Genomic DNA, 11,465 nt, shown 5'->3' with positions numbered 1-11,465 from the left:
AGAGCTCACCCCGCATCGCCGCGTCCGCAGCGCTCGCTTTGCTGTGGAATCGCTGCTCGACTTCGCGTGGAATGCCCGCTCGCCTTGCCGTGGAACGGCTGCTCGATTTGCGCGGAATACGCATTCACGATTGATCAGGCTCTCTGGCGCGAGGCGTATTTCGCCCCGGTAGCAGCCATAGCGACGTCGCTTGGCAGTGGCAGCGGCCAGCCCTTTCCTGCCTCATCAAACGTCGCATCACTTACTCCGAATAAAGACCTGCCCCCAGCCCTGTGCTGCGCGTATGCGGCGAAAGCCGTAGCAACGTTGATCGTGCTCGCAGGTGGCTTCGCAAAGAAGCCGTACTAAAGCTGCGAACGGAGTAACTGAATTGGATACTCGACGGCATCGACATTGAGGCGATTCGCGCGGATCCTATCAACGACTCCGGTTCGGCAATGCTCACTGAGGCGATCCATCTGCTGTCCAGCGATTTGATTCCCGATTGGAAAAGGTGATTTGACAGTCAAACTGCTGCAATGACCCGCGGAGCGAACATAGAATCGGTTCACAGGGCAGATTCCTTTGGAGGTAAGCCGAATATGACGGACAGCATCTCATCACCGCGTTCATTTCGTTGCGTCGAGTAATCGCGACTGCTCGCGATGGCCCACTGTCAGCGAGCGCCTTTTGAATGCGCTCGTATGGGCGGCAGAACTCAGTAAGGTGATAAACGATCGAAGCGCGGGCTGAAACGACTGAGCCACGTTCGATGGATTCAAGCGTACGTTGGGTCCCGCAGGCAGTAGCGCTTTTCAATATTCCACTAGCGTTCAAGATTCCCGCCAATACCGTGGCAGGGGAGTTACCCAAGCAAGGAGATAGGCAATGAAGATCGTTCTCGTACTGACTTCGCACAATCAGCTGGGAAACACCGGTAAGCCAACAGGGTTCTGGCTCGAAGAGTTTACCGCTCCGTACTACGTCTTCAGCGATGCGGGCGCTACTGTTGTCGTCGCTTCGCCCAAGGGCGGACAGCCGCCAATCGACCCTAGAAGCGACGATCCCAACAATCAAACCGACTCCATGCAGCGATTCAAACACGACCCAGCGACGCAAAAGGTTTTGGCCAATACCGTCAAGCTTTCCGAAATCAAGGCCGACGACTACGACACCATCTTCTATGCGGGCGGTCATGGTCCGATGTGGGACCTGACCAATGACAAAGACTCGATTGCGTTGATCGAGCACTTCTATAACGCAGGCAAGCCTGTCGCTGCTGTCTGTCATGGGCCGTGCGTGTTGCTCAAGGCGACCTTTCAGGGGCAGCCTCTCGTGAAAGGCAAGCGTGTTACCTGCTTTACGAACGATGAAGAAGAGGCCGTCGGGTTGACGAAAGTCATGCCGTTTCTGGTCGAAGACGAACTCAAGCGTTTGGGCGGTCACTTTGAGAAGGTGGAGAACTGGGCCGTGCTCAGCGTCGTCGATGGGCGTCTTATTACGGGGCAGAACCCGGCATCGTCGGGTCCCACTGCCAGAGAATTGCTGAAGGTTTTGCAGTAGTAGCGCCAATCTGGCGCATGCCGGAAAACAAGCATGCGCCTCCAACGGGAGATACCGATGACCGCGGCAACAAGCTCCGTTCAGATTAAGACCATCCGGCGAACGCCGGCCTATTGGCGAGTGACGATCGACAATCCGCCGGTCAATGTCATGGGTCCGGCGATGGTCAAGCAGTTCCATGAACTCATTCACGCTATCGAGACCGATGACCGCGTGAAAGTCGTGGTGTTCGACAGTGCGGTGGAGGGCTACTTTCTCAACCACTCCGATTTCTTCGCGAAGCTGGATGATTTGACCGGGCTTCCACCCGGTCCTACGGGCTTGCCACAATGGCCCGACTTTCTTGTACGCCTCACGCGCGTCCCGGTCGTTACGATCGCACTGATCCGCGGGCGAGCTACCGGAAACGGCAGCGAAATCGCGCTCTCTTGCGACATGAGTTTCGCCAGTCGCGAAAAGGCAATCATCTCTCAATGGGAGGTAGGGGTAGGTATGGTGGCTGGCGGCGGACCCATGGCTCGGCTGCCCCAATTGATCGGGCGTAACCGGGCGCTTGAAGTGCTCTTGAGTTCGGAAGACATTACAGGCGATCAGGCAGAGGCCTACGGCTACGTTAACCGGGCGCTTCCGGACGCTGAACTGGATGCATTCGTGGACGCGCTGGCGAATCGGATCGCCGGCTTCGACAAATGGGCGATTGCGAATACGAAGCGTCTGGTCAATTCGAGTCTGCCGCCAGAGGTTGAACTCGGCGCCGGCTGGGACGCATGCATCGCGTCACTCGGGCGGTCTGCCGCGCAAAAAGGGATCGAGGCGTTGAATGCGCAGGGCTTTCATCAAGCGGGCGATGTCGAAAAGCGGCTCGGCTACTATCTGGGGCAGCTTGCGCGCTAGCTCGGGGGAAACGCCCGGGCACCGGCCGGTCAATGCCATTCGCTTCTACCTCTGCGAACCGGAGAGCGGGATGAAGGGTACCGGGAGACGACTTTCTGTTTTTGAACGAGCGTGTTTGCCGTCCGGTCCGCATCGCTGTTCAACGCAGACGCGAAGTTCGATACCCAACCCAGTGGACTGGCAGACCCTGTTCTTCCTTTTTCGTATTTCGGAGGACCACTCATGACAACCACTTCGTTCACACGAGGCATCGATCATGTTGGCTTGACCGTCCGCAAGCTTGCGCAAACGCGCGATTTTTTTCTCAATTGCCTCGGCTGGGCACAGGTCGGTGAAAACCCGACTTATCCAGCGGCGTTTGTGTCAGACGGGTACGTTGTCTTAACGTTGTGGGAGGTGAAAAACGAACAAAATCCGGTCGGGTTTGACCGAAAATCCAACATCGGTCTTCATCATCTTGCGATGCGTGCCGAAAGCGAACAGGCACTCACCGAGATTGCCGAGCGAGTGGCAGCGTGGCCGGGTACCAGAATCGAGTTTTTCGCCCGAGATGCTGGGTGCCGGACCCAAGAAGCACACCATGATCTATGAACCGGGGGGCATCCGTCTGGAGTTCGCTTACGATCCGCGTTGGGAAGGCCAATCTTAAGGTTACAGGGTGTTAGGCACTTCTGTTGAGAGCTGAAAATCATGGCGATTCGAGCGACGGTATCCGGATTGGGCGCCATTCGTCGCATTCTCTAACTGGATCCAGGCGGAGATGGCAAGTTATCGCGCGCAACAACGGAAACAGATCGAAGATGCAATGCGATGACGACCCGAATTCAAACGACGCACGATCTGAGCATCTGCTTCTTTTGCGGACCTGCGTTGAGCGACTCGCCGGAATATGACGTTTGTTGAACAGCCGTGCGAGCAGAGTCGCACGGCTGTATCGGCCATTGCCAACCAAGCGCTACTGGGCTACCGGCGAGCTAACACCATCGACATCTGGCGCCCATCCGTCCGGATTTGAAAAGATGATGGTGTTTGCGCTCCCACTCTTGAATGCTCCCGTGACCGGCAGTGTCGAAACGGTGCTCCATCCGCCGGTCGGCGGAAATGAGACAGTAATCGGCGTTGCCCCATTGATACTGACTTGTGCAAATCGCGGCGCGGAATCTCCGTTCGCGTACCCCACTTGCACCGTGTAATTGCCATCCGCTGGTACGGAGATGCCATTCATCGTCAGCGTTCCGCCATTGCCTATGTAACCTACGTCCTGACCACCGGAACATGCCGAACACGATGACACGCGCGCGCCTCCTGCGAGGATGTTCGTCGATGCCTCGGCCTCGTATGCTGCCTTGAACGGAGGCAGGCGAACCGGGCCCGCAACCACCGAGACTGAACTGATTGCCGGTCCTGGCGCTGCGCTGTCTGCGCTCGAAAGAACCACGGTGTTTGCCCCTGTTTGCAGGCCAGCATATACGGTCACGGTACCGATCTGCCCTTGCACTCCCGTTGTCGGCGGGAACGCAAGCGTGGTCGGCTGACCACCGTTCACCGACAACTCCGCATTCACCGTCTCACGTGTGCGATTCGCGTAGGCGATTTCGATAAATCCGCCATCTCCCGTCGATGCAACGTTATTGAACGTTACCGTTCCCAGGCGTTTCACGATCGCGCCGCTATCGCATTCCGGACACTTTTCAATCGTTGCGCCTCCGCTCACAGCACTCGGTCGATAGCTTGACGACGCGGTGTCCGCGCCTCTGACCAGAAGCAACACTGCGCCGCCAGCAGGAACGTTCGGTGCCGTATAAGAGCCGGAGAACGAACCCAGATTGGCGCCTGCAACCACGTCACGCACATCCGCACGCCCTGTCGGAACCAGCCCCAGCTGTTGCCAGGTCACGGTCATCGGAGCATCAGCGTCTCCGTTATTGAACAGAACCACCGCCCGCTGACCCGTCCCTGCCAGCAGCTTCGACCAAACCTGCTGGGCCCCGGATTTAGCAACGAGTATTCCTTGCAATCCGAGAGGATCCTGATCGATGGCGATGACGTCTGGATTCGTCAGAAGCTTCGTCGCGTCGGCGGTAAGTGGTTTCGAGAGATCGTTGCCGAGAATCAGCGGGGCACCTGCTATCGCCCACAAACTCAAATGAGCCTGATCGTGAACCGCGGACATCCCCATGCCCGCCACCATCATGTCGGGGTCGTTGTAGAAACCCGTATGCTGCCCTTCCGGATGGTAGTTGCCGAGGAAGTTTCCAACGACGTTGCCGAAGTTCGGAATGCCGCTGTTCGGCCCATAGATGTCGCCGGTCGTTCTCCACATTCTGCCGACGCCGGCTGCCCAGGCCCAAGGACCTTCATTGAAGTCGGGATAGGTGCTATTGCCACCTATCGTTCCCCAGTCACAGATGCTAAGCGTCACTCGCTGACCCGTCTGGACATAAGCCTTGTCGATAGCGTCCGCGATCGCGGTGTAGGCCTGTTGCGGATCATAGCCCGCAACACGACCGCCGCAGAAGTCGACTTTCACAAAATCGAATCCCCACTGGGCAAACTGTAGAAAGTCGTGGTCGTAATGGGCAAAGTCGCTGCCAACGAAATGCGTGCCGTTGGTTCTGGTCCCGCATCCTTGAGGACCCGAATCGATGTAGATGCCAGCTTTCAAGCCTTTGCTGTGGATGTATTGCGCCATTGCCTGCATGCCACCGGGCCACTGCGTGTTGTCGATAACGAAATTGCCGCTTGCGTCCCTCGTGCCCGATGTCCACCAGCCCTCGTCGATATTCACGTACTGGTACTTCGCACCGGACGTGATTTGCGTGTTTAGCTGGCTAAGACCGTCGGCTTCCGCTTTGATCGTCAGGAAGTTCACGTTTTCCGCAAGGCTGTTCCACGAAGACCAACCCATGGGTGGCGGGACGACAGCAACCTGCCTGAGGGACCGCAATTGCTGTTGCGCCAGCGCCGCGTTCGACGAATCGGGTGCCGCAGATACCTGGGACGAACTTTTTATCGCACTCGTTGCGCTGTCAGTGCCGGCGTCACCGCCGCAGCCTGAAACGCTCAACGCAAGTCCAAATAACAGCGAGACAACGCACTGCCTATAACTGGGCAAAGCCATGTCAGTCTCCTTGTTAAAAACATCCTTTTACTGCCGGACGAGGTTTGGAGCTGAATATACTGAGCGCGACAATGCCTTACCAGATCTTTCTATCTATCCCATCAAGTGAGAATAAAATATGAATATTGAATAAAAACAGCAGCTTGCAGATACAGGCCAGGCGATGGCTTTCCATTTTGTTTGCTTTTTGCATTTCCCGACACGCAACCAATTCCCCAAGTCTCTGCCATATCAAAATAGTATGCCGAGAATACCAATACACTTTCGTTATGCCTGAACAACCTCTTGAGGTTCCCCCGATTTTTCGCCTTCCAAAGGCCGCGTGTTCTGCGGCCGCATCCCTTGTCCGCCGAGCCACAAGCCAGTCTTGCATGAACAGGGATGGCGACATGAAGCCAAGCCATGGATGACGACGACTGCGGTTATAGAACACTTCGATGTATTCGAACAACTCCGCGACAACTTCGCGATGCGTGCGATACCTCGTGCCATGCACTCGCTCGCACTCGTCGGTTGCCCTGTTTGCTGATTCCCTGGTCGATCTGGTTCTCGCCACTGTCGTAAGGCTGGGCACCAGCCCCGTACAGGCAACGACTTGGCGGCGGTTGCTGAGCCCTCTCCAGTACAGTTCGAGTACGAGCCGTGACGCTCCCACTTTGCCAATCACTTTCAGGCGCGCGAGATCGTCGCGCCGCTAACGCGCCGGTGCGGGCAGGCTTGCCTGCCGCGTCTTCTCGAGCGCAGCGAACTGCTTCTGCGCCAGCGACACGCGTTCGCACTCCCGCAGCAGGCGCTCCCGCAATTCGGGCGGCAGCGGCGCCCCGTCATGGCACTTCACCTCGTCGCGGGAAAGCCGGTTTCGAAGTTGCTGTGATCCACCTTATCCCGGCAACCGAGCGTAGGAGCCAAACCTCTGCACGCTGATCTTAGGCGTCAGCATGTAAAGCCCCTCGCTTCATAGGATCTCGAAAGAGCCACGCAAACCTGAAGTCGACATCTGGCTAAGGTCGTTTTTTGCCGAACTTCTAGCAGGCCGCGTCCGCAGTTTGGGCCGCTGCCAGTCTGGCACCTGCGCCTAGGTGCCGCCCGCGCGTTGAACTTCAGTTCAGCGCGCGAGCACGATGGAGTCGATTTTCCCGAGCTTGAACGGACGCTGGTGCCAACTCCCGGGATCGAAACTGCCGCGAGATGTTTTGTCGTGACCTGCCGACAGCGAGCAGCGGTGCAAGTCATATTGAGGGTTAATGCGGCAGTTGGTCCGCTATTTTTGCGATACCTGCAGCAGCGCAAACTTCATCTTTATCGCCCCCCGGCGCGCCGCCGATGCCGAGCGCACCGACCATTTCTCCGTTGGCCCTGATCGCGACGGCGCCGGGCAGTGCCATCACATTACGAACCGTGGCCAGTTGTGGCGCAAAAGGATTGGTCTTGGTGAGCTGGAAGAACCCGCTCGAGCGATCGAATCCGAATTCCGGTCCGAGCGTGACAACAGTAAACGCCTTACGGAAGCTCGATTCTCCCGTGTGCACCGTCGCGTGATCCCCGCGCATGACGACCTGGGGAACACCATCCATGTCAACAACGGTCGCGGTCACCCAATAGTGATTTTCCTCGCACACGCGAATGGCCTCGCGCGCTGCCTCGACGGCGGTGCTGAGCGGCAACGTATAGTGATACCCCGATTGCGGCGCTTGTTGCGCGTGTGCCGGTGCGAATGTCGCCGGCATCCAGAAAGTAAATAGAGCTAGCGCAGTCAATTTCATGACATCCTCTTCGTGGCGGGTTAGCAGGTTGGACTGTTGCTTCGGGAGTGCAGATCCGAGTGAAAATCGCCTGCTTCAATCGAAAGCGAACAAATGAACCATGGTATTTATGTCGATGGGAACTACTTCAAGCCGGCGTGTCGGGGCGATAGATACTGTCGACGCGGCGGATCGCCGTTGTGCGGCTTCCGTAAAAGTTCTGTGGGATGGGGCATGACGAAGCGTGGTCGCTCAGTGGTTATCTCCTCAAGAGGCATGAGGGCATGTCATCAGGTGGCCTGTGACATAGATGGTGTGCTGGCCGCCTGCTGGGCTAATACTCGAGAGAGGGCCCTCGCTCCATGAACTCCACGAACACAAAACTTCAGAGAGACTGACGGCACCGCTGCGCGCGCGATCAGCTGTTTTTAGAACTGTTTGGTTTAGCTGAGACTGACCGTCCCAGTTCGATCAAACAGTGACTAGTCTACGATCAAGGGTTCGAACTTGAAATGAGAGATGCTAACAAACAGTTGTGAATGGAAGGAAAGAAACGAAGAGGAGAGCAGAGTAACCACGGTTCGCAAGTGTGCGGATAAAGTAGAGCTTGACCCCGCGTAGCCGACTGCGATCCGCCACGCGGTGTGCCGCTCGCGTCATCGATTTTCCAGCGATCGCAAAACCAGATGGATCGAGATCAGTTAGCTACGAGACGCGGAGGAAGAGTGTGCTCAGCGAGGACCACCGGCAAGCGCTTCATTTCAGTGCTGCCTACCGGCATATTGTAGGTGGGAGGAAGTGTGCGGAGATTAAGGGGGCTGCTGCAGATAGGCACAAGACTAGCTCGTATTTTATGTAGGTCCCTGCGCTCTCAGATTCGAGGCCGCTCCAAAAGTCAGCTTCACTTCGGTATTACCCGGTGTAACAAGAGATATGCGAAGCGATATATGCACGTATCGCATACCAAATCGTATAGTGTTCTAAATGGGGGAACCTGTTGGCACCAAAAAGCCGGATGTGTGTTTCATGCTTTTATGAGCGGTCATGGCGCTTTACTTTTCGTGAGTCAAAAATGAAACTGATCTATATCGGCTGGCTCATGTGCTCCTGGTGCTATGGTTTCAGAAGGGAACTCGCCGGTTGACCGGCCGCATGCCGGACCTTCATCTGGAGATTATTGTTGTTGGCAGTTTTGCTGGTGCATAAGGAGCCCGTTTGTCGGGCGGTCGTGGCGGCACGGGCATTAGCGGGAACAAGGTGGCGTTGCTGGAAGTCTTCAGGGTACTTTAAAACGCGCTTTATACGGAGGGTCGAAGTACGACGGGTGGTCGCGTGGTGGCGCGCATAGCTGTCGAGGCACTGCGTGCCGCTGGGTTTTCGATATCCGCCGACGAATTTCATGAAAGGCGGGTGAATCAGGAAGAGATCGGGACGACGCAACGCGATCTCGAGCGAGCGGGAGCGCTCGGCGTGACATCATTTCCCGCGTTGCCTGCTGAGCAGCCAGATGGGCGATGGTTTGCAGTAGAGTTCGGATACACAGGCGTCGACGACCTTGTGCTCTCGCAACGAGAAGTTGTGGTAGCCGGGAGCAGTGTTCCTGAAGAGGCAAGCTGAGCACGATGGGCTGGAGAGACCATAGGAAACTGACGTAGGCGTCCGGCCAGGGCCTCCCGGTTGTTCGTGCGATTTATCGGCCCAATGACGAACAGGGACCGGTATTGTCTGATGACGAAGAACGGCCGAACCTGATGGTAAAGTCGTTACTTGAGATTGGACGGTGGACCGAAGGGGTGTCTGAGGGCGAGCATTCCGCGAAATGGGCTCAAGGCGGGCATCGAGCCGAGTCGTTGTGCTGGGTAAAGAGGCACGGCCAGTGCTGGAGGGCCGGCTTTGTATTACGAAGACATTTCAGCCAATCAATACTAACGTATCGTAGATTTCCGGGCCAGATTCGTGCATTCTTTGGTATACGAAAAGACTAGGCTAGGGGTCTCTGCGAGACTTGAAGATAGACAACCATGCTGGTAACGTTGGTCGACGATGATGAGGCAGTCCGGGAGTCGCTCCCAGATCTTGTGAAGATCTTCGGATACGACGTCGCCGTGTTCCCTTCCGCGGAAGCTTTCATGGCGTCCGATGCAATCGGGAAGACCGATTGTCTTGTCCTCGACATCAACATGCCGGGAATGGGCGGTATAGCGCTCTTCCACGAGTTGAAACGATTGGGCAGGAAGCTTCCGGTTGTGTTCATTACGGCCAAGGAGGACGAAGCCCTGCGCGTTCAACTGGTTTCAGAGGGTGCTTGCGATTGCCTCTTCAAGCCATTTGGCGATAGTGCACTGCTTGCGGCGCTTCAGGTTGCGCTAGAGAATAACTGAAGGCGACGCGGTACATGCCCAAAAGAGGAGCGACGTGAGGGTAACTGGAGCGAATCGCAATACTATGTCGTCGAATGGTGGGCAACTAACGCCGGTTGTATTCGTTATCGACGACGACATCTCCGTTCGTGAAGCGTTGGAACTCTTGCTGCGCACCGCAGGCCTGCGTGCACAGGTGTTCGCTTCCGCGCAGGAGTTTCTCGCGCACCCGCGCGTGTTTGCCCCAACGTGTCTCGTGCTTGACGTTTCCCTTCCGGAAGTAAGCGGGCTGGACTTGCAACAGCGGATTGCGGCCGAGCGGGCCGACATGCCAATTATTTTCATTACGGGTCACGGGGACGTACCCATGACCGTGAAGGCGATGAAGGCAGGCGCTGTCGAATTTCTGACCAAGCCATTCGACGACGAAGCGCTGCTGCAGGCCATTCGGGACGCATTGGAGCGGAGTCGGCAAGCACTCGAAGTCCAGTCGGAACTGCGTATTCTGCACAGCCGGTATTTGTCGCTGACCCGTCGCGAGCGGGAGGTCATGGAGTTGGTTGTTCGCGGTCTGCTGAACAAGCAGATAGGAGGTGAACTCGGTATCAGTGAGATCACGGTGAAGACTCACCGCGGCAAGATGATGCTAAAAATGGCTGCTGACTCGGTGCCGGAACTGGTCACGATGGCGGCGAAACTTCAACTCCAACCACCAGGGTCGCGCAAGCATTAATTCGATGGTGTTTGCCGCTATTACAACGTCGCGTGCAAGGGCGCGTTTTTACTGACACGATCGGGAATTGCGGTATGAACCGGTCGCCGCCTCCTACTTTCGTTGTCGCGAAAGAATGCCGTGCAAAAATCAACGAAGCTGCGCAGGCGCATTGGTAGCAGATCCCGATACGGATAGAAGAGACACAACTCGAGGTCGCCGTCGGGGGTACCGCAGTTTGGCAGCACGTGAACGAGCTGCCCGGTGCCAATGTCCTCACGGATCATGAATTCCGGTAAGGCTGCGATGCCCACGCTCGCATGCGCGGAAGTCCGTAGCAGCACGTCATTGCCATCGATAGACGAAAATGGTTTTACTCGCGCTGACTCGCCGTTTTCGATCAGTTCAACCCAATCGGAATGACGTTGCCGCTGGTGTGATGGAAGTAGCAACAAATGCTGCGACAGGTCGGCCGGACACTTCGGCATACCGTGAAGTTCGAGATAGCGGGGCGTTGCAACCATGATTCGCGGCGTGGTGAGCAGCGTTCGCCGGATGACCGCGGCCTGTTCTACAAGCGCTGCCAGCTGGATCGCCACATCGTATTTGCCCTCGTATAGGTTGACCGGCCCTTCCCGCACCGACACCATCAAATTAATATTCGGTGCGAACTCCCGATATTGCGCGAGCAACGCCGAGAAAAGATGTCCAACTACAAGGGGATGGACCGCAAGTCGCAGGTTTCCACTATCAACGTCGCCCTCCCGGCGCATGCGGCGATTCGCCTCGTCAAGCTCATCGAGCAGTCGCCGGCAACTGAGGTAATACGATTGGGCTGGCTCTGTGAGCGCGACCGAGCGAGTCGTGCGATGCAGCAGACGTGCCTGGACGTTATCTTCAAGTTTTGAAATAGCCTTCGACACACTTCCAGTCGAGACGCCCAACGCTTCGGCGGCCTTGGTGAAGCTTCGGTAATGTGCTGCGGCGACGAAAGCCCGCAACAAGTAGAGTTCTTCCATGGTACATCTCCATACGAGTGTTAGCTCGCTGCGCGTTGATACGGATAACTGAAAAACGCGCACGTTTAGCCCTTC

General features: G+C 56.7%; 7 protein-coding genes and 4 pseudogenes. 5 read left to right on the top strand and 6 right to left on the bottom strand.

Going from position 1 to position 11,465, the window contains the following annotated elements:
* Positions 1 to 84 precede the first annotated feature (84 nt).
* Positions 85 to 318 (bottom strand): annotated as a pseudogene (locus tag LJ655_RS30400) (IS3 family transposase); the annotation flags it as partial.
* Between the two features lie 549 nt (positions 319 to 867).
* Between LJ655_RS30400 and LJ655_RS22770 the strand changes: the two are divergent.
* The 3 genes and pseudogenes from LJ655_RS22770 (at position 868) to LJ655_RS22760 (ending at position 3,085) form a co-directional block, all read left to right on the top strand.
* Entirely contained in the window at positions 868 to 1,542 is a 675-nt protein-coding gene (locus tag LJ655_RS22770) for a type 1 glutamine amidotransferase domain-containing protein (protein WP_230563469.1), read from the top strand.
* A gap of 57 nt (positions 1,543 to 1,599) precedes the next feature.
* Positions 1,600 to 2,436, top strand: a complete 837-nt coding sequence (locus LJ655_RS22765; RefSeq protein ID WP_230563468.1) for an enoyl-CoA hydratase/isomerase family protein — start codon at positions 1,600 to 1,602, stop codon at positions 2,434 to 2,436.
* 222 nt (positions 2,437 to 2,658) lie between these two features.
* A pseudogene (locus LJ655_RS22760) lies at positions 2,659 to 3,085 on the top strand (VOC family protein).
* Between the two features lie 306 nt (positions 3,086 to 3,391).
* Here LJ655_RS22760 and LJ655_RS22755 read toward each other — a convergent pair.
* From LJ655_RS22755 to LJ655_RS22740, 4 genes and pseudogenes are all read right to left on the bottom strand, one after another.
* The gene (locus LJ655_RS22755) at positions 3,392 to 5,557 is read right to left on the bottom strand and encodes an alpha-galactosidase D (RefSeq protein ID WP_230563467.1); all 2,166 of its coding nucleotides are present in this window, start codon (positions 5,555 to 5,557) and stop codon (positions 3,392 to 3,394) included.
* 328 nt (positions 5,558 to 5,885) lie between these two features.
* Positions 5,886 to 6,059 (bottom strand): annotated as a pseudogene (locus tag LJ655_RS22750) (IS3 family transposase); the annotation flags it as partial.
* A pseudogene (locus LJ655_RS22745) lies at positions 6,055 to 6,484 on the bottom strand (transposase); the annotation flags it as partial. The pseudogenes LJ655_RS22750 and LJ655_RS22745, both read right to left, overlap by 5 nt.
* A gap of 314 nt (positions 6,485 to 6,798) precedes the next feature.
* On the bottom strand, positions 6,799 to 7,320 hold the full coding sequence (locus LJ655_RS22740) for a GlcG/HbpS family heme-binding protein (protein ID WP_230563466.1): 522 nt from the start codon (positions 7,318 to 7,320) through the stop codon (positions 6,799 to 6,801).
* A gap of 2,000 nt (positions 7,321 to 9,320) precedes the next feature.
* Between LJ655_RS22740 and LJ655_RS22735 the strand changes: the two genes are divergently transcribed.
* Both LJ655_RS22735 and LJ655_RS22730 read left to right on the top strand, forming a co-directional pair.
* Positions 9,321 to 9,680: a response regulator transcription factor gene (locus LJ655_RS22735; protein WP_230563465.1), complete on the top strand. Its 360-nt coding sequence runs from the start codon at positions 9,321 to 9,323 to the stop codon at positions 9,678 to 9,680.
* A 64-nt stretch (positions 9,681 to 9,744) separates the two neighbouring features.
* Positions 9,745 to 10,392, top strand: coding sequence for a response regulator transcription factor (locus LJ655_RS22730; protein ID WP_230563464.1), 648 nt, complete (start codon positions 9,745 to 9,747; stop codon positions 10,390 to 10,392).
* Between the two features lie 20 nt (positions 10,393 to 10,412).
* Here the strand turns inward: LJ655_RS22730 and LJ655_RS22725 are convergent, their stop codons facing one another.
* Positions 10,413 to 11,390 carry a LysR family transcriptional regulator gene (locus LJ655_RS22725; protein WP_230563463.1) on the bottom strand — a complete coding sequence of 326 codons (978 nt, stop codon included), beginning with the start codon at positions 11,388 to 11,390 and terminating at the stop codon, positions 10,413 to 10,415.
* Positions 11,391 to 11,465 lie beyond the last annotated feature (75 nt).

The sequence above is a fragment of the Paraburkholderia translucens genome (assembly GCF_020881035.1).
GTDB classification, from domain to species: Bacteria; Pseudomonadota; Gammaproteobacteria; order Burkholderiales; family Burkholderiaceae; genus Paraburkholderia; species Paraburkholderia translucens.
Note: the sequence above shows the minus strand (reverse complement) of the source record. Positions and strands in the feature narration are given on the sequence as shown.

Bases quoted from the DNA above. Each gene is read 5' to 3' on its own strand.
- LJ655_RS22770 (WP_230563469.1), top strand. From the start codon at position 868: ATGAAGATCGTTCTCGTACTGACTTCGCACAATCAGCTGGGAAACACC.
- LJ655_RS22765 (WP_230563468.1), top strand. From the start codon at position 1,600: ATGACCGCGGCAACAAGCTCCGTTCAGATTAAGACCATCCGGCGAACG.
- LJ655_RS22755 (WP_230563467.1), bottom strand. From the start codon at position 5,557: ATGGCTTTGCCCAGTTATAGGCAGTGCGTTGTCTCGCTGTTATTTGGA.
- LJ655_RS22740 (WP_230563466.1), bottom strand. From the start codon at position 7,320: ATGAAATTGACTGCGCTAGCTCTATTTACTTTCTGGATGCCGGCGACA.
- LJ655_RS22735 (WP_230563465.1), top strand. From the start codon at position 9,321: ATGCTGGTAACGTTGGTCGACGATGATGAGGCAGTCCGGGAGTCGCTC.
- LJ655_RS22730 (WP_230563464.1), top strand. From the start codon at position 9,745: ATGTCGTCGAATGGTGGGCAACTAACGCCGGTTGTATTCGTTATCGAC.
- LJ655_RS22725 (WP_230563463.1), bottom strand. From the start codon at position 11,390: ATGGAAGAACTCTACTTGTTGCGGGCTTTCGTCGCCGCAGCACATTAC.